The 25,938-nt window shown below is 71.2% G+C and carries 22 protein-coding genes and 1 tRNA gene; 9 read left to right on the top strand and 14 right to left on the bottom strand.

The genetic code is table 11. From position 1 onward, the window contains the following. Positions 1–6 precede the first annotated feature (6 nt). The 5 genes from STRTU_RS15990 to STRTU_RS15970 form a co-directional block, all read right to left on the bottom strand. Positions 7–810: a glycosyltransferase family 2 protein gene (locus STRTU_RS15990; protein WP_159746985.1), complete on the bottom strand. Its 804-nt coding sequence runs from the start codon at positions 808–810 to the stop codon at positions 7–9. Between the two features lie 472 nt (positions 811–1,282). Beyond that, a complete protein-coding gene (locus tag STRTU_RS15985; RefSeq protein ID WP_159744140.1) occupies positions 1,283–5,347 on the bottom strand; it encodes an nSTAND1 domain-containing NTPase in 4,065 nt (1,354 codons plus the stop codon). A 727-nt stretch (positions 5,348–6,074) separates the two neighbouring features. Next, positions 6,075–6,148, bottom strand: a tRNA-Pro gene (locus STRTU_RS15980). Positions 6,149–6,160: 12 nt separating this feature from the next. Beyond that, the gene (locus tag STRTU_RS15975) at positions 6,161–6,889 is read right to left on the bottom strand and encodes an integral membrane regulator (protein ID WP_159744139.1); all 729 of its coding nucleotides are present in this window, start codon (positions 6,887–6,889) and stop codon (positions 6,161–6,163) included. Between the two features lie 228 nt (positions 6,890–7,117). Continuing rightward, complete coding sequence (locus STRTU_RS15970; RefSeq protein WP_174878875.1) at positions 7,118–8,044, bottom strand: metallophosphoesterase; 927 nt, start codon at positions 8,042–8,044, stop codon at positions 7,118–7,120. A 126-nt stretch (positions 8,045–8,170) separates the two neighbouring features. Here STRTU_RS15970 and STRTU_RS15965 point away from each other — a divergent pair, with 126 nt between their 5' ends. After that, positions 8,171–8,635, top strand: coding sequence for a GatB/YqeY domain-containing protein (locus STRTU_RS15965; protein WP_042150569.1), 465 nt, complete (start codon positions 8,171–8,173; stop codon positions 8,633–8,635). 149 nt (positions 8,636–8,784) lie between these two features. Here the strand turns inward: STRTU_RS15965 and STRTU_RS15960 are convergent, their stop codons facing one another. Further along, on the bottom strand, positions 8,785–10,977 hold the full coding sequence (locus tag STRTU_RS15960) for a transglycosylase domain-containing protein (RefSeq protein WP_159744137.1): 2,193 nt from the start codon (positions 10,975–10,977) through the stop codon (positions 8,785–8,787). A 383-nt stretch (positions 10,978–11,360) separates the two neighbouring features. Between STRTU_RS15960 and STRTU_RS15955 the strand changes: the two genes are divergently transcribed. Beyond that, on the top strand, positions 11,361–11,702 hold the full coding sequence (locus tag STRTU_RS15955; RefSeq protein WP_159744136.1) for a WhiB family transcriptional regulator: 342 nt from the start codon (positions 11,361–11,363) through the stop codon (positions 11,700–11,702). A 324-nt stretch (positions 11,703–12,026) separates the two neighbouring features. Here STRTU_RS15955 and bagB read toward each other — a convergent pair whose 3' ends face one another. Next, a complete protein-coding gene (gene bagB, locus STRTU_RS15950) occupies positions 12,027–13,421 on the bottom strand; it encodes an ATPase BagB (protein ID WP_159744135.1) in 1,395 nt (464 codons plus the stop codon). Then, positions 13,418–14,476: an ATPase BagA gene (gene bagA / locus STRTU_RS15945; RefSeq protein WP_159744134.1), complete on the bottom strand. Its 1,059-nt coding sequence runs from the start codon at positions 14,474–14,476 to the stop codon at positions 13,418–13,420. Before bagA ends, bagB begins: the two co-directional genes overlap by 4 nt. 244 nt (positions 14,477–14,720) lie before the next feature. Here bagA and STRTU_RS15940 point away from each other — a divergent pair, with 244 nt between their 5' ends. From STRTU_RS15940 to STRTU_RS15925, 4 genes are all read left to right on the top strand, one after another. Further along, entirely contained in the window at positions 14,721–14,882 is a 162-nt protein-coding gene (locus STRTU_RS15940; RefSeq protein ID WP_003975360.1) for a Sp36 family protein, read from the top strand. Next, positions 14,879–15,343, top strand: a complete 465-nt coding sequence (locus tag STRTU_RS15935) for a RidA family protein (protein WP_159744133.1) — start codon at positions 14,879–14,881, stop codon at positions 15,341–15,343. Before STRTU_RS15940 ends, STRTU_RS15935 begins: the two co-directional genes overlap by 4 nt. A gap of 141 nt (positions 15,344–15,484) precedes the next feature. After that, entirely contained in the window at positions 15,485–16,432 is a 948-nt protein-coding gene (locus tag STRTU_RS15930; RefSeq protein WP_159744132.1) for an NUDIX hydrolase, read from the top strand. Beyond that, positions 16,429–17,265 carry an MBL fold metallo-hydrolase gene (locus STRTU_RS15925; RefSeq protein ID WP_159744131.1) on the top strand — a complete coding sequence of 279 codons (837 nt, stop codon included), beginning with the start codon at positions 16,429–16,431 and terminating at the stop codon, positions 17,263–17,265. The genes STRTU_RS15930 and STRTU_RS15925 overlap by 4 nt, the downstream gene beginning before the upstream one ends. Before the next feature lie 68 nt (positions 17,266–17,333). Here the strand turns inward: STRTU_RS15925 and STRTU_RS15920 are convergent, their stop codons facing one another. Next, positions 17,334–18,143, bottom strand: a complete 810-nt coding sequence (locus STRTU_RS15920; protein WP_159744130.1) for a nucleotidyltransferase domain-containing protein — start codon at positions 18,141–18,143, stop codon at positions 17,334–17,336. A gap of 141 nt (positions 18,144–18,284) precedes the next feature. Beyond that, positions 18,285–18,959 (bottom strand): Crp/Fnr family transcriptional regulator, encoded by a 675-nt coding sequence (locus STRTU_RS15915; RefSeq protein WP_006604164.1) that lies wholly within the window; start codon positions 18,957–18,959, stop codon positions 18,285–18,287. A gap of 444 nt (positions 18,960–19,403) precedes the next feature. Here STRTU_RS15915 and nth point away from each other — a divergent pair, with 444 nt between their 5' ends. From nth to STRTU_RS15900, 3 genes are read left to right on the top strand one after another with little or no spacing between them, the layout of a single operon-like run. Continuing rightward, positions 19,404–20,396, top strand: a complete 993-nt coding sequence (gene nth, locus STRTU_RS15910) for an endonuclease III (protein WP_159744129.1) — start codon at positions 19,404–19,406, stop codon at positions 20,394–20,396. A gap of 53 nt (positions 20,397–20,449) precedes the next feature. Further along, entirely contained in the window at positions 20,450–21,160 is a 711-nt protein-coding gene (locus STRTU_RS15905; RefSeq protein ID WP_159744128.1) for an NUDIX hydrolase, read from the top strand. Positions 21,161–21,173: 13 nt separating this feature from the next. Further along, a complete protein-coding gene (locus STRTU_RS15900; RefSeq protein ID WP_159744127.1) occupies positions 21,174–22,373 on the top strand; it encodes a MarP family serine protease in 1,200 nt (399 codons plus the stop codon). Positions 22,374–22,666: 293 nt separating this feature from the next. Here STRTU_RS15900 and STRTU_RS15895 read toward each other — a convergent pair whose 3' ends face one another. The 4 genes from STRTU_RS15895 to nhaA all read right to left on the bottom strand — a co-directional run bounded on the left by STRTU_RS15895 (position 22,667) and on the right by nhaA (position 25,840). Further along, positions 22,667–22,864, bottom strand: coding sequence for a hypothetical protein (locus STRTU_RS15895; RefSeq protein ID WP_167539158.1), 198 nt, complete (start codon positions 22,862–22,864; stop codon positions 22,667–22,669). A 143-nt stretch (positions 22,865–23,007) separates the two neighbouring features. Beyond that, positions 23,008–23,946 (bottom strand): alpha/beta fold hydrolase, encoded by a 939-nt coding sequence (locus STRTU_RS15890; RefSeq protein WP_159744126.1) that lies wholly within the window; start codon positions 23,944–23,946, stop codon positions 23,008–23,010. Further along, entirely contained in the window at positions 23,943–24,401 is a 459-nt protein-coding gene (locus STRTU_RS15885) for a phage holin family protein (RefSeq protein WP_018089969.1), read from the bottom strand. Before STRTU_RS15885 ends, STRTU_RS15890 begins: the two co-directional genes overlap by 4 nt. 44 nt (positions 24,402–24,445) lie before the next feature. Then, complete coding sequence (gene nhaA, locus STRTU_RS15880) at positions 24,446–25,840, bottom strand: Na+/H+ antiporter NhaA (RefSeq protein WP_159744125.1); 1,395 nt, start codon at positions 25,838–25,840, stop codon at positions 24,446–24,448. Positions 25,841–25,938: the final 98 nt, after the last annotated feature.

Genomic DNA, 25,938 nt, shown 5'->3' with positions numbered 1-25,938 from the left:
GCCCCCTCACCCCCCACCCCGATACCGCCACCTGAAATGCGCGAGCTGTCTGGCCCTGGCCTCCACGACCGCCATGCGGGCCTCGCGTTCGGCGGTGTCGGTGTGCGAGGGCTGGCCGGTCGCCTGGCCGTGCCACTTGCGGTAGTGGAGGCCGACCTCGGAGGAGAACCAGCCGCGGCTCGTGGCGTTGAGGGCCAGGAGCAGGCCGGTGTCCTCGGAGGCCGGCAGCGCGGTCCAGCCGCCGAGGGCGAGCACCAGGTCGCGGCACATGAAGAGGGTCGCCGGGTGGACCTGGGCGCGGAAGTCGTTCGCCTTCCAGAAGTCGAGTACGGCTCCGCGCTCGATCGGGCCCGGCTCGGGGTCGCCGGGAAAGCCGGTGGTGGAGCCGTCGGGCAGCAGGTCGAGGGCGCGGGAGGTCGCCCAGCCGAGGCTGTGGTCGCCTTCCAGGGCCGCCAGGTCGCGGGCGAGCGCGCCGGGCGCTAACTGGTCGTCGGCGTCCAGCACCTTGAGGTATTCGCCCTCCGTATGGGCGAGGGCCATGGTGCGGGCGACACCGGGGCCGCCGGGCCGCCCCTGTCGGAAGGTCACCCGTTCGTCGTCGGGCACATGCGGAGCGACCTGGTCACTGCGTCCGTCCTCCTGGATGACCCAGTGCCATTCCCATCCGTCAGGGAGCTCCTGGCAACAGAGCGACCGGTGGGCCTCCGGCAGGAAGTGCGCCGAGGGCGGATGGACGGCAGTGACGATGATGATGCACCGGCGCACGGCACTTACCACCTTCCTGACCGGCTCACCGCCGGACGGCTCCATGGCTCCGCTAGTCAGCAACGGCACCTTAGGGCTCAGCAAGGGGTGTTGATGAGGGGGCGATTTTCCGGCGGCGGGAAATCGACCCCGGCGGTTCTTCTTGAGTGGGGACGGCTGTTTCTTGAGTGGAGGCAGTGGAGGTAGTGGTGGGTGAACTCGCGACCACGTGGCCGTGAATCGTCTTCCCCGCCGCAGCCAAAGCGCCCTCGCAATGGGCCGGGGCATGAAAACGCCCGATCGCTGGCGACGGGGGATGCACCAGCGATCGGGCTGCGGCCAAGAGTAGCAAGGCTGACCGCGTGGTGGGAGCTAACTGAGGAAGTGGAACGCGGAGTTGTGGTTGGCGTCACGTGGCGGGGGCCGACAGGGGCGGAAATGACCAGGTGGCGGTCGCGGCGTCAGCCGGGCGTCGGCACCGGCTGACGCCGCACTCCACGCCGTTCGGCCGAGGCTACGGGACAGCCCTTAGACGCCGTTACTTGTCGCACGGCGGCGCGTAGTCGAGATGGGGCAGATACTCGTGCCATTTCTCCGGCGTCAGAACACCCCGGGTGGTCGAGCAAATACGGCGAATTGCCTTGTCGGCGTCCAGGTTCCACAGCCGGACGGTGCCCGCGCCGCTCGACACCCCGAGCATGCGGCTATGGGGGCTGAACGACAGGAAATTGCCCGTCTTGGCGTTGGGGCTCGTCGACTGTCCGATAGGAGCGGCCTCGGACGGTGTGGTGACGTCCCAGAACCGGACCGTGTTGTCGTTGCCGCCGCTCGCCAGGGTGTGGCCGCCCTTGCTGAACGTCAGCGACACGACCGCTTCGGTGTGGCCCATGAGCGGGGCGCCCAGCCGGGTCGCCTTACGGGGGTCGGTGGTATTCCAGAGCCGTACGGTGTCATCGTCGCTGCCGCTGGCCAGTGTGTGGCCGTCCGGGCTGTAGGCGAGCGCGTTGACGGGGCCGAGGTGTCCCCTGAGCGGCGCGCCGGACAGGGCGGCATGACGCGGGTCGGTGACGTTCCAGAGCCGTACGGTGTCGTCCGCGCTACCACTGGCGAGCGTCCGCCCGTCCGGGCTGAAGACGAGGGAGTTGACGTACCCCTCGTGCCCGGTGAGCGGCGCGCCGAGCCGGCGCATATGAGAAGGGTCGCTGACGTCCCACAGCTGAATGGTGTGGTCGTCATAGGCGCTGGCCAGGGTGCGCCCGTCGGGGCTGATGGCCAGTGCGTCAGGGCCCACGAAGCGGGTCCGCAGCGCGGCGGGCTTCCCGTACGGGACCGGATGGGCGGGGTCGGCGACGTTCCACAGCGCCACCGCCTGGCTCCCCATATGCACCGCGAGCGTGCGGCCGTCGGGGAAGAACACCAGCGACCGCACATCGCCCTTCCCGGGCGTGAACGGCTTGCCCAGCACCACGGGCCGGTGCGGAGTCCGTACGTCCCACAGCCGCACCCGCCGGTCGCCGGCACCCGTGGCGAGCACCCGCCCGTCCGGGCGGAACGCTCCGATACGGCCGACCATGTTCGACGTCGGTATCGACCAGAGCCGGACCTTGCTGTCGCCGCTGCCCGTGGCGAGCGTCCGCCCGTCCGGGCTGAAACCCACCGCGTACATCTCCCCGCTGCTGCCCGCGAGCGGCTCGCCGACCTGCGACGGGAACGCCGGATCGCTGACGTTCCACAGGCTCGCCGTGCTGTCCGCGCTGCCGGCGGCCAGCATGTTGCCGTCGGGGCTGAAAGCCACGGACCACAGGGGACCGGTGTGCCCGTAGAGCGGCGCGCCGAGCGGCTCCGCATGACGGGCCGAGGCCACCTTCCACAGCCTGATGGTGTTGTCCTTGCTGCCGCTGGCGAGCGTGTCGCCGTCGGGGCTGAAGGCCACCGAGTGCACCGTGCCCGTGTGGCCGGTCAGCACCGTGCCGGCCGACGTCGGCCGGCCCTTGCCGGTCATGTCCCACAGCCTGATGCTGGTGTCGTCGCCACCGGCCGCCAGCGTCCGCCCGTCGGGGCTGAACGCCACGGCGCGTACGGCGGCGGTGGCGCCGGTCAGGGTGCCGCGCGTCTTCGGCCGCCGCCGGTCGCGGAGGTCCCACAGCCGCACGGTGTGATCCTCGTCGGCCGTGGCGAGGGTGTGCCCGTCGGGGCTGAAGGCGAGCAGGAAGACCGTGCCGTTGTGGCCGGTCAAGGGCGCCCCGAGCGGGTGCGGGTGGCGGGGATCCCGTACGTCCCACAGCCGGACCGTACCGTCGTCCGAGGCGCTGGCCAGGGTCTGTCCGTCCGGGCTGAAGACCGCGGTGCTCACCCAACTCGTATGGCCGGTCAGGGGCTTGCCCAGCGGCCGGGGACGGCTCCGGTCCGCCACGTCCCACAGGCGGACGGTCCGGTCATAACTGGCGGTGGCCAGGATCCGGCCGTTCGGGCTGAACGAGGTGAGGTAGACGGCGCCGGTGTGGCCCAGCAGCGGTGTGGCCAGCGGCGCGTTCATCATCGAGATCAGCCGGTTGTTGGTGCCCGAGTCGCCGGGCCGCAAGGCGTGTGCCACCAGATCGAGTTGGGCCGACAAGGACGGATCGGTGTACTGGGCGCGGTCGGCCTGGGCGAGCACCTGCTCGAAGACGGTGTCGTCCCGCTGCTGCCGCGCGACCACCGCGGAACCCACCGCCACCAGCGTCATGACGGCCAGCGCCGCCACCGCGCCACGGCTCAGCACGACGGTGCGCTTGCGCAGTCTGACCGAGGCGGCCAGGAATTCCACCGCGCTGCGGGTCAGCGAGGTGTCACCGGTGGAGGTGGCCCAGGTGCGGGCCTGCTCCAGACGGGAGCCCCGGTAGAGCAGTGCGCTGTCGCGCTGTGAGTCCTCCCAGGCCCTGCCGTCCTCCTCCAGCCGCTGACGCAGCAGATTGCCGTTCCGGTCCTCGTCGATCCAGTCGCGCAGGCGCGGCCAGGCGTGCAGCAGCGCCTCATGGGTGATCTCCACCGCCTCCGCGTCGAGCGTCACCAAACGGGCGTGCACCAGCGCTTCGAGCGATTCCTCCGTCTTCCCCGGGTCCGTCGACTCGCCCGCCAGTTGGTGACGCTTGCCCCGCCGACGGGTGGCCTGGGTGTCCTCGCCCAGCCGGACCAGCCTGAGGAGCAGCAGCCGCGCGGCGGTACGGGCCGTCGGGTCGAGACCGGACCAGGCCCGCTCGGCGGTCGCCGCCACCGCTCCCTGGATGCCGCCCGCCGCGCGATAGCCGGACAGCGTCAGCCGCCCCGCCTTCCGCCGCTGCCAGGTGGCCAGCAGGGCGTGCGAGAGGAGCGGCAGCACCCCCGCGTCATGCGCCCCGCCGGTGCCCCCGGCACTGACCTCCCGGACGATCAACTCCGCGAGCCCCGGTTCGAGTTCCAGGCCCACGGCCTTGGCCGGGCCGGTCACCGTCTCCCGCAGCTCCGTAGTGGTCAGCGGCCCGAGCACCATGTGCCGGTGCTGCAGCGCATCGGCCAGTTCAGGATGCCCGAGGCACTGCTCGTAGAAGTCGGCCCGTACGCCGAGGACGACGAGCGCGGGGGCCGGGGCACCTGGGCCGGACGGCGTGCACACGGCATGCAGGAGCTGGATGAAGGTGCGCCGGGCCGTCTCGTCGGAGCAGAGGGTGAAGGTCTCCTCGAACTGGTCCACGATCACGACCGGACGGGCCGCGGCGGGCGTCTCGCGCTGCTGGGCCCAGCCCGCGGCCGCCTCCCGCACCGCGTCCGCAAAATGCGGAGTACCGGGCTCCGCCACCGCCTTGCCCCCTGGCGCCGCCTTGACCTCTGCCGCCGCCTCGCCTCCCACCGGCTCCGCGGCAGAGATGACCCGCGCCAGCCCCGGGATCCGACGGGCCAACTCCGCGAGCGGATCGCCACCCGGCACGAATTGCAGCACCTCCCGCTGCGGCCCCTTCCCGTCGCCCGCCGCGCCCCTCTGCAACGCGGGCACCAGCCCGGCGTTCAACAGCGAGGACTTTCCGGCCCCCGAGGCACCCACCAGCATCACCAGGCCGCCGGTCTTCTCCGCCGCGCGCAACTGCGCAACGAGGGCCTCCGTGCTCCGCTCCCGCCCGAAGAACCACCCGGCGTCCTGCCGGCGATACGACGCCAGCCCCCGATACGGGCACACACCGGAGACGGCCACGGCGTCGGCCGCCGCGCCTTCTTCCTCCTCCGCCGACACCGCGGCACCGCGGTCACCGGCCGGACCGGCGACCGCCCGCTCCCACAGCCGCTGCCACTGCGCCAGGTCATACAGCCCCGCGGACACCGGCGCGGGCCGCAGCCGCCGTGCCTGGGGTATCAGGACGTGCAGCACCGCCGCGAGGGCGGCGAACTGGGCCGGCACGTTCTTGGCCCGCCGCCAGTCGCTGATCCGCTGCACCGACACCCGTACGGGCCGCCCGCGTTCGTCGACCCGCTGCAGCCGGACGACCGCCTCGGCCACCTTCTTCAGGGGCGGATTGCCTGCTTCCCTGTACAGCAGCGCGAGACGTTCCGCGAAGGCCGTGCGTGCCCCTGAGTCCGAACTCAAGGCTTCCACCCCCTACGTCCCCCGCACTTGGACATCCGGACCGGAAAACTCACCTTAGCGGGCTGACCTGTGGTTAAGCCCTTGGCCCCGAGGCCGGACCCTCCCCGGAGGCAGCCTCAGCTGGCAGGATCACATCGCAGCGGCGCAGCGACCGGGCTCACCGGGACAGCGCACCAGCTCAGCGCTCGAAGACAACTCCTGATGTACATGCGCGGTCATTCTCCGCGGGAGTCACGAGCCGGCGGTGGCGGTCCCGGCGCGTTCACGCGGGGGGATCCGTGCATTCGGCCCGCCCGGACTGCTGCCGCGCCGACCACGGCTCCGGCCCATTCGGGATCCGCGCCAGTACGGGGGGCGCGGATCAATGCCGCCCGCGCCGTTCGCCACCGGTCCTCACAGGGGAGGGACCGGGGGCGAACGGCGCGGCGTACTTTTTGCGGGCGTACGCCGTGGGCCGGGGAGCCCGAGGGCCCGGGGGATGAGGATGGTGGTCCCTGGGCGAACGCGGCCACTTGTGTGCCGGATCACACCCGGCGCCGCGCCTGGCGGGCGAGGAAACCCCCCTGAAGGAACGTCAGCGGGCGATACCCGGCCCACCACCCGGCGCCCGCAACTCCAAGATCCACTCCCTGGCCACTCCCCGGTCACGTCCAAGACCGCCCAAGAATGCCCCAGGAAACACATCAGGCCCGGACTTCCTTGACGGAAGGCCGGGCCTGACCTGTTGTTTCTTCAGTCGGGGTGGCGGGATTTGAACCCACGACCTCTTCGTCCCGAACGAAGCGCGCTGCCAAGCTGCGCTACACCCCGAAGCAACGAGCTCTACTTTAGCGGACTGATCCCTGTAGGTGAAATCCGGTTCTTGTGGCGCCGTGGGGAGGGCCTGACCTGGTCGATCCCGAGGGTGATCAGGGGGAGCAGGAAGATCGCGAGGGCGAGGGTCAGGGCGGTGGGGACGGTGGGGGGCGGGGCGCCGGTTGTGGTGGGGAAGGCGAGGGTGAGCGCGAGGTAGAGGAGGGGGTAGGCCGGCCACTGCCAGGCGTAGGGCAGACGGAAGCCGCGGGGAGTGGTGAGCAGCAGCCAGTCGGCGAGGGCGGCGAGCGGGGTGAGGCCGAGGAGGAGGTGGCCGGAGAGGGCTTGGGCCGTGGTGGGGGCGCCGGTGCCCGGCAGGGTGAAGGCGGTGGCGTCGGCGGCGGGGAGGGCGTAGTGGACGAGGGCGGGGAGGGTGAGGAAGACGAGGAGCGCGCCGGTGAGGCGGGGGCTCACGGGGCGGCGGCCGGCCCAGGCGCGCTGTGCGGAGCAGGCGGAGACCAGCGCCAGGGCGAGGTTGGCCTGCACGGTGAAGCGGGTGAGGAGCTCGGCCGGGGCAGGGGAGCCGAGGGCGGCGAGGAGCAGGCCGGTCAGGGCGGCTGTAGTGAGGAGGAGGCGGAAGGCGGCCGCCAGGGGGCGGCGGATCGAGGGGGCGACGGCGGCGGCCGGGGTACGGGCGGCGGCCGCGGCCGGGTCGGTGGCGTGGCGCGTGGACTGCGAGGTCCGGGTGGGGTCGGACATTCCTCCACGTTAGGGGGATGATCAGCGGGCGGGGGAGATCTGATCCGGCAAATCCGCGAGTCGGGCTCCGGGCCTGCCGCCGAGCACCGGCCGAGGCCCGTGAGACCGAAGGCCACGCGAACCGCCGAGCCCGGCCGTACCCAAGTCCCTACGCCCCGGCCGCCGAGCCCCGGCCGAAGTCCCTGAGACCGGGCCCGCCCCGGGCCCCGCCCCCTTGAGCCCCGCCCCTCAGTCCCGAGCCGTCAGCGTCAGCAGCGTCGCCTCCGGGGGGCAGGCGAAGCGGACCGGGGTGTAGCGGTTGGTGCCGCAGCCGGCGGAGACGTGGAGGTAGGAGGTGCGGCCGGCGGCGGTGTGGGTGGAGAGGCCCTTCACGCGGTCGGTGTCGATGTCGCAGTTGGTGACGAGGGCCCCGTAGAAGGGGATGCAGAGCTGGCCGCCATGGGTGTGGCCGGCCAGGATCAGCGGATAGCCGTCGGTGGTGAAGGCGTCCAGCGAGCGCAGGTAGGGCGCGTGCACGACGGCCAGTGAGAGGTCCGCGCCGGATTCCGGGCCGCCGGCCACCTCGGCGTACCGGTCACGCTTGATGTGCGGGTCGTCCAGGCCGGTCAGGGCGATCTCGATGCCCTCCAGCTTGAGGCGGCCGCGGGAATTGGACAGGCCGACCCAGCCCGCCGCGTCGAACGCGTCGCGCAGTTCTTCCCACGGGTTGTGGACGACGCCCACTGCGGGCGCGTTGCCGTTGAGGCCGTGCCGCCCCTGGGCCCGCTCGATCAGGTAGCGGGCAGGGTTGCGGAGCTTGGGACCGTAGTAGTCGTTGGAGCCGAAGACGTAGGCACCCGGGAACTCCATCAGCGGGCCGAGCGCGTCCAGGGTCTCCGGGACGCCCTCGGTGTCGGAGAGGTTGTCGCCCGTGTTGATGACGAAGTCGGGGCGCAGCCCGGCGAGCGACTGCAGCCAGCGCTGCTTCTTGCGCTGCCCGCTGACCATGTGGATGTCGGAGACCTGCAGGACGCGCAACGGCCGCATCCCGCGGGGCAGTACGGGCACGGTGACGCGCCGGAGGCGGAAGGAACGGACTTCGAAGCCGGCGGCGTAGGCCAGGCCGGCCGCGCCGACTGCCGTCAGGGTCAGGGGTACTCCGTATCGCGCGCGCATACGTCCCATCGTCGCAGAGTGCGGGGGGTGGATGCAGCGACGGAGTGGCCCGTCGGGGGGCGGGTGTGGAGCGGGCCGGGGGAAAAGGCGCGGCGGTTGTCAGTGGGTGGGGGCATACTCAACGGCATGACCACGCTCAAGTCCAAGCTGCAGGACGACCTCACCGTCGCGATCAAGGCGCGCGACGAGCTGCGCTCCTCCACCCTCCGTCTCACGCTGACCGCCATCCAGAAGGAGGAGGTCGCGGGCACCGAGGCGCGTGAGCTGTCCGACGGCGAGGTCGAGAAGATCATCGCGCGGGAGGCGAAGAAGCGCCGGGAGGCCGCGGACGCCTTCGAGCAGGGCGGCCGCGCCGAGCAGGCCGGGCGGGAGCGCGCCGAGGGCGAGGTGCTCGCGGACTATCTGCCCAAGCAGCTGACCGATGACGAGCTGGAGCAGCTGGTCGCGGCGGCGGTGGCGGAGGCCAAGGGGGCCGGCGCCGAGGGGCCGCGGGCGATGGGCGCCGTCATGAAGATCGTCAACCCTCAGGTGGCGGGCCGCGCCGAGGGCGGCCGGGTGGCCGCGGTGGTGAAGAAGCTGCTGGCCGGCTGAGCGGCCGGACCGAGTCCCTGAAGGACGGCTGAGGGGCGCCCCGCTGGTGTGGGGCGCCCCTCAGCCGTTGTCGTAAGCCCTTGCCGTAGGCCGTTGCGGTCCGTGAGCCGTCGACGCCTGACCCGTTGCCCTACGGGCCAATCTGCCGTCTACCAGCCGCCGTTGCCGCCGCCCAGGAGGTTGGGGAAGCCGGGGATGTGCCAGCCGCCGCCCGGCTTGTTGTCGCCGCCGTGGCCCCGGCCGGGCTTGTGGGCGCCGTGGCCCTTGTCGTCGTCCTGCGGCCGGTCCTTGGCCGGATCGCCGACCGGGACGGTGGGCAGCTGGGGCGCGGGCCGGTCGGCGAGGGCGCCGGACATCGCGTCGCGCCAGATGGGGCCCGGGGTGTCGGCGCCGTAGACCTTGTCGTGCGGGACCCCGCCGATGCTGATGTCGTACATCTTGCGCTTGTGCATCGGGTCGCCGACCCAGACCGCACCGGCCGCGTTCGGGGTGTAGCCGACGAACCAGGCGGCGTAGCGGCTGTCGCTGGTGCCCGTCTTGCCGGCGCTGTCCCGGCCCTGGAGACCGGCTTCCTTGCCGGTGCCGTCCTCGACGACGCCCTTGAGGAGGGTGTTGATCGTGTCGGCGGTCCTCTTGGACATCGCGCTGCGGCAGCTGGTCTGCGGGACCTTCATCGCCCGGCCCCGGGCGTCGGTGATCGACTCGATGGCGACGGGGGAGCAGTACTCGCCGTCGTTGGCGAAGGCGGCGTAGCCGGCCGCCATGGTCAGCGGAGACATCTCCTGCACGCCGAGCGTCATCGACGGGACCTGCTGCAACGGCTTGCCGTCGGCCCGCTCGATGCCCATCTTCTGGGCCATCTTCACCGCGGGGCAGATACCCATATCGCTGATCAGCTGCACGAAGTAGGTGTTGACCGATTTCGCGGTCGCCTCCTTCATGCCGTACGGGCCGACCTCTTCCTTGTTCTCGTTCTGCGTCATGTCGGTGCCCTGCCACTCGCCGTCGCAAGTCTGGACCGGGCTCGGATACTGCATCCGGTACGGCGAGGGGTACTCCTGCTCCGGGCTCGTCCCCTGCTCCAGCGCGGCCGCCGCGATCACCGGTTTGAAGGTCGACCCGGGCTGGTAACCGGCGCCGCCGCCCATGCCGTGATCGACCGAGAGGTTGATCACGGTCTGGTTCTCGCCGAAGCCGTACGGGCGCGACTGGCCCATGCCGAGGATCTTGCCGGTGCCCGGCTCGACGATGGTGGCGGCACCGGCGACCGGGTCGTCCGCGTACACATGGTCGCGCAGTGAGGCCTGGACCGACTTCTGGGACTGCGGGTCGAGGGTGGTGCGGATGGTCATGCCGCCCTCGTTCCAGCGCTGCAGGCGGGCCTTCCGGCTCTTGCCGAAGTTCTTGTCGTTGAGGAAGACCTTGCGGATGTAGTCGCAGAAGAATCCGGCGCCGTCGCTCGCGGTGATACAGCCGTTCTTGGGGCGGCTGACCGACAGCTTGATCGGCTTCTTGGCGGCCGCGTCGGCCTGCGCCTGGCTGATGTCCTTGAGATCGGCCATCCGCTGCAGCACCGTGTTGCGCCGCTTGGTGGCCTCCTGCGGGGCGTTGAGCGGGTCGTAGCGGGTGGGCGACTGGACGATGCCGGCCAGCAGCGCCGACTCCTCCAGGTTCAGATCCTTGGCCTGCTTGCTGAAGTAGCGCTGGGCGGCCGCCTCGACGCCGTAGGCCTGCTGCCCGAAGAACGTGATGTTGAGGTAGTTCTGCAGGATCTTCCGCTTGCCCAGTTCCTTCTCGACCTGGATCGCGTACTTCAGCTCCTTGACCTTGCGGCCGATGGTCTGCTGGGTGGCCTGCGCGACCTTGTCCGGGTCGTCACCGGCCTCCTCGACGAAGACGTTCTTCACATACTGCTGGGTCAGCGTCGAGGCGCCCTCGGAGACGCCGCCCGACCGGGCGTTCTTGTTGACCGCCCGCAGGATGCCCTTCATGTCGATGGCGCCGTGCTCGTAGAAGCGCGCGTCCTCGATCGCGACGATCGCCTGCCGGATGTACGGCGACATGTCCTTGAGGTCGACGACCGTGCGGTCACGGGAGTAGATCTTGGCGATCTCGCCGCCCTTGGCGTCCAGAATCCTGGTCCGCTGGCTGAGCGGCGGCGTCTTGAGGTTCGCGGGGATGTCGTCGAAGCCCTCGACGGATCCCTTGGCGGTCAGACCGAGCGCCCCGGCCGCCGGGAGCGCAAGACCGGCGAGTACCGCTCCGGCCAGGACGCTGACACCGAGGAACTTGGCGGCCTGCTGCGTCTTGGACAGACCTCCGCCATCGCGCTTCTTAGGCATGAGGGCCAGCCTACGTTCTCAATCGCCGGACAGGGGCGCAGGTGTTCGTTTAGCCTGTTCTCGGCTCCCGCAGCCGAACGGTTACGCCCCAGTTCGTCAACCCCTACTCGCCGCGGTACGCGCCCCCACGTGCCCGCAGGCGCCGAAGAAAACCCCGTGTCAGGACGGTGAACTGTCCTGCCTTGTGTGCAAAGCGACGAATGTCGTGCGGTCACTCCGTTGGGTGATCTGCCGCATACGCATAGTCCGTTCGGGCCATCCAAGATTGGGCCCGAAGGGGGTGTTGCGCCCTGCCTGCCTTCCGTAACGTCCTCAACTGGCAACGGTGAATATGCCGCTTGCCGCCGTGGGGGAGCCTCGATTCGGGAGAGGACGGCGCCAGCATGAGCTGGGTAACCGACTGGAGTGCACAGGCAGCCTGCCGCACTACCGATCCGGATGAACTGTTCGTTCAAGGGGCGGCCCAGAACCGCGCCAAGGCGGTGTGCACCGGGTGTCCGGTGCGCACGGAGTGCCTGGCAGACGCCCTGGACAACCGGGTGGAGTTCGGCGTGTGGGGCGGAATGACCGAACGCGAGCGGAGGGCGCTGCTGCGTCGCCGCCCGACCGTGACGTCATGGCGCCGGCTGCTGGAGACAGCACGTACGGAATATGAGCGCAGCACGGGCATCTTGCCGATGGACTGTGACGACGAGGCCTTCGACGTGTTCGCCGCGGTCGGGTAGCCGCGGGCGGCGACCGGGGTAAATCGGCCGAGAAGATTCGGTCGATGGCGAGGTCTGATCGGTCCGGCAGGCGCGATGTGCCGTCAGTGGCGGTGCGAGGCACCGGAGTTGGAGGCAGGGATGGGGGTGGGCGCGCTGATCAGGCGCGCCCGGTGAAGACGTGGTGTGCGGCGCCCGGGTGGGTGTGAGAAGGGCGCTTCGCCGGTGGGTGGGTGGCTGAGCGAGCGAGCCCGATGGGTGGGCCGAGTCGGCCGTGCGTACGGCCAACTCGTCGATTTCCGCTGGTAGTCGTCGGTGTCTGCGGGCGTCGGTGTCCGCGGAGGCTCAGTGGTTGTCGGTGTCCGTGGGGTTCAGTGCCAGGCGGTCGCCGATGGCGCGCAGCCCCGCCAGGTCATGGACATCGCCGGGCAGCGCGGCGACCTCCGTCACCGGAACCTCGGGGTGCAGCGCGGTGAAACGGTCCCGCGTGCGCCGTTCGCGCGCGAGGACCTGCATACGTTCGGCGTGCAGTCGTAGCAGCCCGGCGGCCAGTTGCGCCGCTGAGGCCGGGGTGGGTGTCGCATGCTCCGCGGCGGCGGGGGAGAGGCCGTCGGCGGTACGTGATCCAGCCTTCCCGCCGTCGAGATCCACAATGCCGGTGGCTTCAAGATTATTTTCTGCGCGGTCGGGCGCGGGGGCGGGACCGGCCGTGGTGTCCGGGGCCGCCCCGGACTCCGTGTCGGCGTGCGTGGGGGTGTCCGCGTGGGTGTCCTCCGCCATGCGGTCCGTGAGGGCCTCCGCGGCGGCCAGTGCGCGCTCGGCGCTCAGTTGGGCGGCGCCGCTGCCGTGGACACGGTTCAGCACCAGACCGGCGAGCGGCATCTGCTCAGCGGCCAGCCGCTCGACGAAGTACGCCGCCTCACGCAGGGCGTCCCGCTCCGGCGCGGCCACCACGAGGAACGCCGTACCGGGTGCCTGCAACAGGCGGTACGTGGCGTCCGCGCGGGTGCGGAAGCCGCCGAACATGGTGTCCATGGCGGCCACGAACGTCTGCACATCGCGCAGCAGTTGACCGCCCATGAGCTTGCTGAGGGTGCCGGTCATCATCGACATGCCGACGTTGAGGAACTTCATGCCGGCCCGGCCGCCGACCTTCGCCGGTGCCATCAGCACCCGGATGAACTTGCCGTCCAGGAAGGAACCCAGGCGCTTGGGCGCGTCCAGGAAGTCCAGCGCGGAGCGGCTCGGAGGGGTGTCGACGATGATCAGGTCCCACTCGTCGTTCGCCCGGAGCTGGCCCAGCTTCTCCATGGCCATGTACTCCTGCGTGCCCGCGAAACCGGCCGACAGGGACTGGTAGAAGGGGTTCTCCAGGATCGCGCGGGCCCGGTCGGCGTCCGCATGGCCCTCGACGATCTCGTCGAAGGTGCGCTTCATGTCCAGCATCATCGCGTGCAGTTCGCCGCCCGCGGACTCGTCGACGCCCTTGACCTGGCGCGGGACGTTGTCGAGCTCGGAGATGCCCATGGACTGCGCCAGCCGCCGGGCCGGGTCGATGGTGAGCACCACGACCTTGCGGCCGCGCTCGGCGGCGCGCACACCCAGCGCCGCGGCGGTGGTGGTCTTGCCGACGCCGCCCGAGCCGCAGCACACCACGATGCGGGTGTGCGGATCGTCGAGCAGCGTATCGACCTCCAGCCGCGGGGCCGAGGCGTCCAGCGTGGTGGTGTCCGAGGTCATATGGGCCCCTGTTTCCGCAGGTCTCTCGCCAGGTGGTAGAGCCCGGCGAGGTCCACTCCCTCGGGGAGCAGCTCCAACTCGTAGGTGGGCAGGCCGATGGCGGTCAGCTCGGCGTGCTCGGCGCGCTCCAGCTCGACCCGCTCGGCGTGTTCGCGTGCCTGCTCCAGCAGCGGGTCGATCAGCCGTTCCGCCAGGCCGCCGCGGCGGGCGCCGCCCAGACCGGCCTGGGAGAGCGCCTTGGCGATGCCCCCACGGGCGCCACGGGCGGCGGTGTCCAGATCGCCGTTGTCCAGCAGCGCCGGGCGGGTCATGTTGATGACGACGCCGCCCACCGGGATGCCGGCGGCGCGCAGCTCCTCGACCCCGTCGGCGGTCTCCTGGACGGGCATCTCCTCCAGGAGCGTCACCAGATGCACCGCGGTCTCGGGCGACTTCAGGACCCGCATCACGGCCTGCGCCTGATTGTGGATCGGGCCGATCTTCGCCAGACCGGCCACCTCGTCATTGACGTTCAGAAAGCGGGTGATGCGGCCGGTCGGCGGGGCGTCCATCACGACCGCGTCGTAGACGAACTTGCCGTTCTTGTCCTTGCGGCGGACGGCTTCGCACGCCTTGCCGGTCAGCAGGACGTCCCGCAGGCCCGGCGCGATGGTCGTGGCGAAGTCGATCGCGCCGAGCTTCTTCAGCGCCCGGCCCGCGCTGCCCAGCTTGTAGAACATCTGGAGGTAGTCCAGAAGGGCGCGTTCGGCGTCGATGGCGAGGGCGTGGACCTCGCCGCCCGCCCGTCTCCCGCCACCGCCGCGCGCGGAATCCCCGCCGGCCTCCGCGCGGGAGGATCCCCACGGCGAGGCACCCTCGGACGCGGGACCCACCGCGATCTTGCGTTCCTCGTAGGGAAGCGCTTCGGTCTCGAACAACTGGGCAATGCCCTGTCGGCCCTCGACCTCGACCAGGAGGGTACGGCGTCCCTCGGTGGCGAGGGCGAGGGCGAGGGCAGCGGCGACCGTGGTCTTGCCGGTGCCGCCCTTGCCGCTGACGACATGGAGCCTGCTCACGCAAAGGAGCCTAACCAGTCCTCGTCCCGGCTACGCACGGGATACGCCTGGGAAGCCCCGGATATCTGCCCCCGATCCGTCGGGGACGGGTCAGGGATGATCCGTAGGGGGCCGGTGACCGGGCCGTGTCCGGGGCCTGTGTCCGGGGCCGTGAACAGGCCACCGGATGCCGTCCGGGACGGCGGGGAGCGGGCCGCGGCGGACGGCGTCCACCGCGGTCCTGGACAGGCATTACGCTCGCCCCATGACCAAGTGGGAATACGCGACCGTGCCGCTCCTCGTGCACGCGACGAAGCAGATTCTGGACACCTGGGGCGAGGACGGCTGGGAGCTGGTCCAGGTCGTTCCGGGCCCCAACAACCCCGAGCAGCTGGTGGCCTACCTGAAGCGGGAGAAGCAGGCATGAGCGCGGCAGAGGACAAGATCGCGGCGCTCGGGCTGAAGCTGCCCCAGGTCGTGCCGCCGCTGGCCACCTACCAGCCCGCCGTGCGCTCCGGCGCCTATGTGTACACCTCCGGCCAGCTGCCGATGGTGGACGGCGCACTGCCGGCCACCGGCAAGGTCGGCGCCGAGGTCAGCGCGGAGCAGGCCAAGGAACTCGCCGCGACCTGCGCGCTCAACGCGCTGGCCGCCGTGAAGTCCGTCATCGGCGACCTCGACAAGATCCAGCGGGTCGTGAAGGTCGTCGGCTTCGTGGCCTCCGCGCCGGACTTCACCGGCCAGCCGGGCGTCCTCAACGGCGCCAGCGAGCTGCTGGGCGAGATCCTCGGCGACAAGGGCGTGCACGCCCGCTCCGCGGTGGGCGTGGCCGTACTGCCGCTCGACGCCCCGGTCGAGGTCGAGATCCAGGTCGAGATCGCCGAATAGAAACCCGCGGGGACGCCGGCCCCAGGAGGGACGCCGGCACCCGTGATGCGTGCCGTACGCCGGAGGGCCCCTCGCCAGTAGGGGCCCTCCGGCGCGAAAGTGGCCCTCGAACATCCGCGCAACAGCGCATAGCATCCGGCCATGTCGTCCACGACCAATGGCCAGTGGTACCCGCCGGAGTGGCCGGACCGTATCCGGGCGCTCGCGAACGGCGAGCTGACCCCGACCGAGCCCCGGCGGGCCGCCACCGTCCTGCTGCTGCGGGACTCCGACTCCGGCGGCCCCGCCGTCCACATGCTGCGCCGACGCGCCTCCATGGCCTTCGCCGGAGGCGCGTACGCCTATCCGGGCGGGTCCGTCGACCCCCGGGACGAGCGGCCGGTGGCCTGGGCCGGGCCGTCACGCGCCCAGTGGGCGGTCCGTATGGGCGTCGATCCGGCCACCGCGCAGGCGATCGTCTGCGCGGCGGTCCGGGAGACGTTCGAGGAGGCGGGGGTGCTGCTCGCGGGCGCCTCGGCCGACACGGTCGTCGCGGACACCACGGGCGAGGACTGGGAGGCGGACCGCGCCGCCCTGGTCGCCCATGAGCTGTCCTTCGCCGACTTCCTGGGCCGCCGCGGCCTGATGCTGCGCTCCGACCTGCTGGGCGCCTGGGCCCGCTGGATCACCCCGGAGTTCGAACCACGGCGCTACGACACCTGGTTCTTCGTCGCCGCGCTCCCCGAGGGCCAGCGCACCCGTAACGCCTCCACGGAGGCGGACCGTACGGTGTGGATCCAGCCGGGAGCGGCCGCGGCCGGTTACGACCGCGGTGAGCTGCTGATGATGCCGCCGACCATCGCGACCCTGCGCGGGCTCCAGCGGTACGCCACCGCCGGGGACGCGCTGGCCGCGGCGGAGGCCCAGGACCTGACGCCGGTGCTGGCCAGGGCCCGCCTGGTGGGCGGCGAGATCGAGCTGAGCTGGCCGGGGCACGACGAGTTCACCAAGCACATCACCGCGACGGACGCCGCCGGCGGTGCCCCGGGAGGCGGCGCGCCCGAGGGACCCGCGGACGGCACCGGCCCCTCGGGAGGGACCTCCACATGACCGACGCAGCCGCCCTTCCCGGCCAGCCCCGCGGCGGAGTGATCTCGGGGCCCGCGACCGCGCGCGCCCGCTGTGTACTGGCGCCGAACCCGTCGCCGATGACACTGGACGGCACCAACACCTGGATCGTCGCCGAGCCGGACTCCGACCTCGCGGTCGTCATCGACCCCGGGCCGCTCGACGAGCGCCATCTCCGCGCCGTCATCGACACCGCCGAGCAGGCCGGTAAGCGCATCGCACTGACCCTGCTGACCCACGGTCACCCGGACCACTCCGACGGCGCCGCCCGCTTCGCCGAGCTGACCGGCTCCTCCGTACGGGCACTGGATCCGGCGCTGCGCCTGGGCGACGAGGGGCTCGGCACGGGCGATGTCATCACCACCGGAGGACTGGAGCTGCGGGTGGTGCCCACACCGGGCCACACCGCGGACTCGCTCTCCTTCCACCTCCCGGCCGACCGCGCGGTGCTCACCGGCGACACGATCCTCGGGCGGGGCACCACCGTGGTCGCGCACCCCGACGGGCGGCTGGGTGACTACCTGGACTCGCTGCGCCGGCTGCGCTCCCTCACGGTCGACGACGGGGTGGCGACGGTCCTGCCGGGCCACGGGCCGGTGCTGAACGACGCCCAGGGGGCGGTGGAGTTCTATCTGGCGCACCGGGCGCACCGGCTCGCCCAGGTGGAGACCGCGGTCGAGGCCGGCCATCGGACGCCCGGCGAGGTCGTCGCGAGCGTGTACGCCGATGTCGACCGCTCCCTCTGGCCGGCCGCCGAGCTGTCGGTGCGGGCGCAGCTGGACTACCTGGGCGAGCACGGGCTGATCGACGGCTGACGGGCCGGACGGACCGGCGGGCGGTCCGGGGACGGTCCTCGGGTTGCCGAGAGGCCCCGTCAGCGCACCTACGGGCGGGGAGCCTTCGCCCCGTGGACGGCCAGATACTCGTCGGCCAGCCAGGGCGCGAGGCCGGACAGCAGCGCGTCCAGCAGCTCCGGGTACGCGGCGGGCGTCCGGGCGGCGCGCGCCGCGGCCCGCATCTGCTCGGCGTGCGCCGGGTAGTAGCGGCCGAATACCTCGGCGGACTCGGTGAGGTCGCTGGTCCAGCCGCCCCAGCGCGGCATGACCAGGGTGAATCCGGTCCGGACGAGCCGGCGCGCCACACCCCGGGTCAGCCGGGTGCGCTCGGCTTCCGTAGTGGCCGCCGCTGCCTTCGCGCGCAGACCGGGCAGGCTGCGGAACAGGTCGCCGTTGGTCTCACGGGCGAGCAGCGAGGTGGGGCGGTAACGGGGCAGCCGTACGCCGAGATCCGGCCCGCTGAGCGGCGTGCACAGGCAGGCCACGAACCACCCCAGGTCGTACCGCTCCGCCTCGCTCAGCACGCCGTCCACGCCGACGAGGAGTATTCCGACGCCGTTGACCTGCGGGAAGGCCGCATCGAGGCGGTCCTCGACGGCTTGGGCGGCGGCCCGGTCGGCCTCGGTGGGGTTCTCGCGCAGGGCGAGCAGCACATCGAGATCGGAGACGCCGGGGACGGCGGTGCCGCGGGGGATGCTGCCGTAGAGATAGCTGCTGTGCAGTACGGCGGGGCCGAAGTGGTCGCCGAGCCGGGCGCGCAGCTCCGCCACCACGGGCGCGAACGGCGCGGACACCCGGTTCAGGGACCCCTCCCGTAGGAAGCAGCCGTCCCGGTCCATCCCCGTGCGGTGGGTCATGGCGTCACTATGTCGAGGGCCCTGGTGGCCCGGCGAGCCAATTACGGGCCGCAGGGGCGCCCTCGGGCCGTCCGCGGTCCCGCGCGCCCATGACGAAGGGCCCCCGCCGGAGCGGGGCCCTTCCAGGCTGTCTGGCGCGGGTCAGCGCGAGCGCTTGGCCAGCCGCTCCACGTCCAGCAGGATCACGGCGCGCGCCTCCAGGCGCAGCCAGCCGCGGCCCGCGAAGTCGGCGAGCGCCTTGTTGACCGTCTCGCGGGAGGCGCCGACCAGCTGGGCCAGCTCTTCCTGCGTCAGGTCGTGGACGACGTGGATGCCTTCCTCGGACTGCACGCCGAAGCGGCGCGACAGGTCGAGCAGGGCGCGTGCCACGCGGCCCGGTACGTCCGAGAAGACCAGGTCGGACATCTGGTCGTTGGTCTTGCGCAGCCGGCGGGCGACCGCGCGCAGCAGGGCCGTGGCCACCTCGGGGCGGGCGTTCAGCCAGGGCTGAAGGTCGCCGTGGCCCAGGCCGAGGAGCTTGACCTCCGTGAGGGCCGAAGCCGTGGCCGTACGGGGGCCGGGGTCGAAGAGCGAGAGCTCACCGATCAGCTCTCCGGGGCCGAGGACGGCGAGCATGTTCTCTCGTCCGTCGGGGGAAGTGCGGTGCAGCTTCACCTTGCCCTCGGTGACCACATAGAGGCGGTCGCCGGGGTCCCCTTCGTGGAACAGGGCGTCGCCGCGGGCGAGCGTGACCTCTCCCATAGAGGCGCGCAGCTCCGCCGCCTGCTCATCATCGAGCGCCGCGAAGAGCGGTGCGCGCCGCAGAACGTCGTCCACGAGATCTCTCCTTGTCGACATGCTCCGGGGGACTGTGGTCCCCATCATGCCGGAATGCAAAACAGTGCGATCAATCACAAGTTTGCCGGACCGGTGCCCCGAGCCATAAGGCAGGGGGCCGATTGGGGTCAGGAATCACAGCGATCAAGCCGGATGTCAGTGGCTGGCCTTACTCTGGCCGAGTGTCCAATACGCCGGTGAGAGCAGAGGACTGGGGGCCGGACGAGTGAGCGCAGGGCGTGATTCCGCTGTGGGCGAACAGCCGTCCGGCCGCACATCGAACTCGTGCAAAAGTAACAAATCCCCCTCCGGGGCGGCACCCCACCGGAAGCCGTCCGTCCGGAAAGCTGGCGCGTCGCGACCATCGGCGCAGGACACGACCGTGCAGACCGCCGCGAGGAAGACTCCGGCAGGCAAGACCTCGGCAGGGAAGAAGGCCGCCCCGTGAACGCAACCCCCGAGAAGCCGGCGGTGGCCAAGAAGGCCGTCACGAAGAAGGCCACAGCGAAGAAAGCCGTGACCAAGAAGGCCGTCGCCAAGAAGACCACGACGGCCAAGCAGGCGGCGGCCACGAAGACGACGGCCAAGAAGACGGCGACGAAGAAGGCCGCCAAGACGGCTCCCGCCAAGGCCCCCGCCAAGAAGGCGGCCGCCCGCAAGCCCGAGTCGCGGGTCGCCATGGTGCGGCGGGCCCGCCGGATCAACCGCGAGCTGGCCGAGCTGTATCCGTACGCCCACCCCGAGCTGGACTTCACCAACCCCTTCGAGCTGCTGGTCGCGACGGTCCTGTCCGCGCAGACCACCGACCTGAGGGTCAACCAGACCACCCCGCATCTCTTCGCGGTCTGCCCGACGCCCGAGGACATGGCCGCGATGCCCCCGGAGAAGCTGGAGGAGCTGATCCGGCCGACCGGCTTCTTCCGGGCCAAGACACGATCGCTGCTCGGCCTCTCGGCGGCGCTGCGCGACCGCTTCGGCGGGGAGGTCCCGGGCCGCCTGGAGGACCTCGTCACCCTCCCCGGGGTCGGCCGCAAGACCGCCAATGTGGTGCTGGGCAACGCCTTCGGAGTCCCGGGCATCACCGTCGACACCCACTTCGGCCGTCTGGCGCGCCGCTTCGGCTGGACCACATCGGAGGACGCCGAGAAGGTCGAGGCGGATGTCGCCGAGATCTTCCCCAAGAGCGAGTGGACGATGCTCTCGCACCGGGTCGTCTTCCACGGCCGCCGCGTCTGCCACTCCCGTAAGCCCGCCTGCGGCGCCTGCGCCATCGCCCCGCTGTGCCCCTCGTACGGCGAGGGCGAGACGGACCCGGAGAAGGCCAGGAAGCTGCTGAAGTACGAGCTGGGTGGCCAGCCGGGACAGCGGCTGAAGCCACCGGCCGACTATCCGGGGCAGCCCGCGCCGCCGATGGCGCCCCCGGTGGCCGCTTCCTGACGACCGCCGCCCAGAGGTGACCGACGATCGATGCCAGGCCTGAGGGGGCGCGTATGCGGAGTGCACGGGAGCAGCAGTACGGCAAGGAGGCGGACGCCGGGGAGGCGGCGGTCACGGCCGAGGGCCTGCCCGAGTGGCTGGCCCCGGTGGCCCGGGTGGCCGCCACGATCGAGCCGCCGCAGCTCAGCCGCTTTCTGCCGCCCGAGAGCGGCGGCCGGCCGTCCGCGGTACTGATCCTCTTCGGCCACGGCCCCAGTGGCCCCGAGCTGCTCCTGATGGAGCGCGCCGGCACCCTGCGCTCCCACGCAGGCCAGCCCTCCTTCCCCGGTGGCGCCCTCGACCCGGAGGACGGCGATCCGGAGGGTTCCGGTCCGGTACGCGCCGCGCTGCGCGAGGCCGAGGAGGAGACCGGCCTCGATCCCTCCGGTGTGCAGGTCTTCGGCGTGCTGCCGCGGCTCTACATCCCCGTCAGCGGCTTCGTGGTGACGCCCGTCCTGGGCTGGTGGCGCCGGCCGACCCCGGTCGGCGCGGTAGACCAGGCGGAGACCGCTCGGGTGTTCACGGTTCCCGTGGCGGATCTCACGAATCCCGCCCATCGTGTGACAACACGCCATCCCAGCGGCCATATCGGGCCTGGTTTCCTTGTGGAGAACGCCCTGGTCTGGGGGTTTACGGCCGGAGTCATCGACAGACTGCTGCACTACGCCGGCTGGGAGATTCCGTGGGACCGTGACAAGGCGGTCCCGCTCGACTGGCGCTCGTGAGACGGTGTCCGGCGTGAACGTCCTGGACATTTTGTTGCTGGTCGCGGCCGTGTGGTTCGCCATCATCGGCTATCGGCAAGGGTTTGTCGTCGGCATCCTGTCCGTGATCGGCTTCCTCGGGGGCGGCCTGATCGCGGTCTATCTGCTGCCGGTGATCTGGAATGAGATCACCGGGGAGGCGACCCCCGGCTCCTTCGCGGCCATCGCCGCGGTCGCCATCGTGATCGTGTGCGCATCCGTGGGCCAGGCGCTCACCACCCATCTGGGCAACAAACTGCGCCGCCACATCACCTGGTCACCGGCGAGAGCGCTGGATGCGACCGGCGGCGCGCTGGTCAACGTCCTGGCGATGCTGCTGGTCGCCTGGCTGATCGGCTCGGCGCTGGCCGGTACCTCCATGCCGACGCTCGGCAAGGAGGTCCGTAACTCCAAGGTGCTGCTCGGCGTGTCCAGGGTGCTGCCCGAGCAGGCCGGCACCTGGTTCGCTGACTTCTCCTCGGTCCTCGCCCAGAACGGCTTCCCGCAGGTCTTCACGCCCTTCTCCAACGAGCCGATCAACAACGTCCCGGCGCCCGACCCCCGGCTGGCCACCAGCCCGGTCGCGGCGCAGGCCAAGCGCAGCATCGTCAAGGTCGTCGGCACGGCCCCCAGCTGCGGCAAGGTCGTCGAAGGCAGCGGTTTCGTCTTCGGCCGGCACCGCGTGATGACCAACGCCCATGTCGTCGGCGGGGTGCGCGAACCGACCGTCCAGGTAGGCGGCGAGGGCCGTACGTACGACGCCAAGGTCGTGCTCTTCGACTGGCGACGCGATATCGCGGTCCTGGACGTGCCCTCGCTCAAGGCCCCGGCGCTCCAGTTCACCAACGGGGACGCGGAGAGCGGCAACAGCGCCATCGTCGCCGGCTTCCCGGAGAACGGCGGCTACGACGTCCGCGCCGCCCGGGTCCGCGGCCGCGTCCAGGCCCCCGGCGCGGACATCTACAAGCGCGACACGGTCAGCCGCGATGTCTACTCCCTCTACGCCACGGTCCGGCAGGGCAACTCCGGCGGCCCGCTGCTCACCCCGCAGGGCAAGGTCTACGGCGTCGTCTTCGCGAAGTCGCGGGACGACTCACGCACCGGCTACGCGCTGACCGCCGACGAGGTCCGCGAGGACGTCACCAAGGGGCGTACGGCCCAGCAGCAGGTCGACAGCCAGGGCTGCGCGATCTAAGGGCTGTCCCGTAATCCCTGGCGGGCGCACGACGACAGCTACGGCACCTCGCCGCGTTGTCGGAACATCCGGATACGCCCAGTATCCGGAAGTCCCTCCGCCTTGCGATGCACCGCATCTGACGCCGCGCGCTGATCCACCAGGGATTACGGGACAGCCCTTAGGCCGCCAGAGCGGCGGCGATCTGGGCAGCCAGAGGCGATGTCTCCAGGCGGTCCGGTGAGTCTCTGCCGCCCGTCGGCGGGCGGCGCGGGGAGGAATCCCGCGCCCCGTCGGCGGGCCGAGGAGTCAGATCAGGTACGGGGATGGCGTAGTCGCGCGCTCATCCAGCGCGCTCTGCGGCGCAGGATGCGCGGGATCCCCATCGGGTGCGCCGGGTCGGGGGATGCGCCGGACCTGAGGTCCGGGGTTCCCCTTTCCTTCGTGCTCACTGCAGCGGCACTGCTGCGGCGGTTGCGTGCCACGTCACGGTAGTCGTGCGTCCAGCCCATACCCTCGACTCTGCCCGTGGCCCAAGGTCCGTAACCGCCTCGGAGACCGCCAATTGGCCTATGCGCCGGGCAAGTGGCTGTTCGTCAGACGCGCGTTCGAGCATGGCGTCCGGAGGCTCGGCAGAGCGGTGCCGAGAACCCGCTCAGCGGTCAGGTTCGGGGTCCTTCAGCCAGTTGATCAGCTCCGTGGAGAACGCCACCGGGTCCTCCTCGTGCGGGAAGTGCCCCAGGCCGTCGAAGAGCCGCCAGCGGTACGGCGCCTCGACGTACTCGCCGGAGCCGGCCGCGCTGCGGGTGCGCATCACCGGGTCCAGCGAGCCGTGCAGATGCAGCGTCGGGACCCGTACGGGCATCTTCATCCGGCGGTTGAACTGGAGACCGTCGGGGCGGGCCATCGAGCGCACCATCCAGCGGTACGGCTCGATCGAGCAGTGCGCCGTCGAGGGGATGCTCATCGCCCGCCGGTATACCGCCAGCGCGTCGTCGTCCGGCAGCCTGGGGCCGGACCAGTCGCGGATCATCCGCCCCACGAGCGCCGCGTCGTCCGCCGTCAGCGCGCGCTCCGGCAGCCAGGGCCGCTGGAAGTTCCAGATGTGCGAACTTTGGGCGCTCTGCCGGACGTCGGAGAGCATCGCCGAGCGCCAGCGCCGCGGATGCGGCATCGAGGCCACCGCCAGCCGGCGCACCAGTTTGGGCCGCATCACCGCCGCCGTCCAGGCGAGATAGCCGCCCAGATCGTGCCCGACGAGCGCGGCGTCCGGCTCGCCCAGGGACCGGATGACGCCGGTGATGTCCAGAGCGAGGTTCGCCGGGTCGTAGCCGCGCGGGGTGCGGTCGCTGCCGCCGACGCCCCGCAGATCCATCGCCACCGCCCGGAAGCCCGCCTCGGCGAGCGCCGGCATCTGATGCCGCCAGGTCCACCAGAACTGCGGAAAGCCGTGCAGCAGCAGCACCAGGGGGCCGTCGCCCATCTCCGCGATGTGGAAGCGGGCGCCATTGGCCGCGACATCACGGTGCGACACCTCGGCCCCGCCGGGGATGCCGAGCCGTACGACCGAGGCGGTGCTGTCAGGGGCTGTCATACCGATGAGCGTGTCACAGACTCCAGCACCGGGTGCTCCACGGGCGCCACGCGCGGGTGCGGCTTGGCCTTCTGGAGTACGGCCGCGGTCTCCTTGGCGGAGTTGATGGACTTCTCCGGCTTCTTGATCTTCTTCATCTTGGCCATCGCGATGAGGGCCAGCAGTCCGGCGAGGACCAGGAAGGCGCCTCCCACGATCAGGAAGGACCAGGCGAGCCCGAGACCGAGGTTGTGGATGCCGTACGCCGCCGCGAAGCTCAGCACCGGCAGCGCGAACAGTGCCAGCGCGCCGGCCACCATGAACGCGGCACTGCCGATGCCCGCGCGCTTGGCGTCCTGCCGGAACTCCGCCTTGGCCAGCGCGATCTCGTCGTGCACCAGCGCGGACATTTCGGCCGTGGCCGTGGCCACCAGCTGTCCGAGGCTGCGGTCCGTGCCGTCGTGGACTGCGCTCATCGCCGTCTCCCTCTTCTCTTCACCCGGATGCAAAGCCTCTCAGATCATGCCGGACCATCGTCTCCGGCATGCGAGTCCGAGGCCACTTCGGCAAGCCGACGGTGCTCGGCGGCCTTGGCTTCGTGGATCGCCGCCATCCGCAGGTGGTACTCCGGCTGGTCGAGTTCGTAGATGTCGGGGATGCCGTCCTGGTCCTCGTCCCGCTCCTCGTCCTCGCAGAGCTTCTTGTACTTGGTGTTGCGGACCTTGAGGAGGGTCCCGGCGCAGACGGCCGCCAGCAGCGACCCGATCAGCACCGCTGCCTTGATCTCGTCGGCCAGCACCAGGTCCTCGGAGAAGGCGAGTTCGCCGATGAGCAGGGAGACGGTGAAGCCGATGCCGGCCAGAGAGGCGACGGCGAAGACATCCGGCCACTTGAGGTCGGGGTTGAGTTCGGCCTTGGTGAAGCGGGCGGTGCACCACGTGCCGCCGAAGATGCCGAGCGCCTTGCCCACCACCAGTCCGAGCACGACCCCGAGCGTCTCCGGCCGGGTGAAGACCTCGTGGACCGCACCGCCGGATATGGACACCCCGGCGGAGAAGAGGGCGAACAGCGGCACGGCGAGGCCGGCCGAGAGCGGGCGGACCAGATGCTCGATGTGTTCGCCCGGGGACTCCTTCTCGCCCTCGCGCCGGGTGCAGCGCAGCATCAGGCCCATGGCGACGCCCGCGATGGTGGCGTGCACCCCGCTGTTCTCCATCAGCGCCCAGATGACCAGCGCGAGCGGCACGTAGACGTACCAGCCGCGGACGCCCTTGCGCAGCAGCAGATAGAAGATCACCAGGCCGGCGACGGCGAGCCCCAGCGCCAGGAAGTTGATCTTCGAGGTGAAGAAGATCGCGATGATCAGGATCGCGAAGAGGTCGTCGACGACGGCGAGGGTCAGCAGGAAGGCGCGCAGCGCGGCGGGCAGGGACGTACCGATCACGGCGAGCACGGCGAGCGCGAAGGCGATATCGGTGGCGGTCGGGACCGCCCAGCCCTGCAGCGAGCCGCCGCCGATGCTGTTGACGGCGAAGTAGACGAGCGCCGGGACCGCCATTCCGCAGATCGCGGCGATCACGGGGAGCGCGGCGGCCTTGGGGTCACGCAGCTCACCGGCGACCAGTTCGCGTTTGAGCTCGATACCGGCGACAAAGAAGAAGACCGCGAGCAGCCCGTTGGCGGCCCAGTGCTGGAGGGACAGGTCCAGTCCCAGCGCGGCGGGCCCCAGATGGAAGCCGCGGACCGCCTCGTAGCTTGCGCCGAGGGTGTTTGCCCAGATCAGAGCGGCTACGGCGGCGGCGAGGAGGAGAACGCCGCCGACGGTTTCGGCGCGTAGCGCCTCCGCGACGAAGTTCCGCTCGGGAAGCGACAGCCGTCCGAGGAAGGGGGCGCGGCGGTTCCGGGGGGCGCTCATGCGCCTGCTCCCTGGCGCTCGGCGGGGCTGTGGGCGCGCTGCGCACACTTCTTGATCGTTTGATGGCTTCGCGCGCTCACTCGGTGACCTCCGGCTTT

This window comes from Streptomyces tubercidicus (assembly GCF_027497495.1).
In the GTDB taxonomy this organism is placed as follows: domain Bacteria; phylum Actinomycetota; class Actinomycetes; order Streptomycetales; family Streptomycetaceae; genus Streptomyces; species Streptomyces tubercidicus.
The sequence above is the reverse complement of the archived record's forward strand: the minus strand, read 5'-3'. Positions and strand labels throughout refer to the sequence as shown.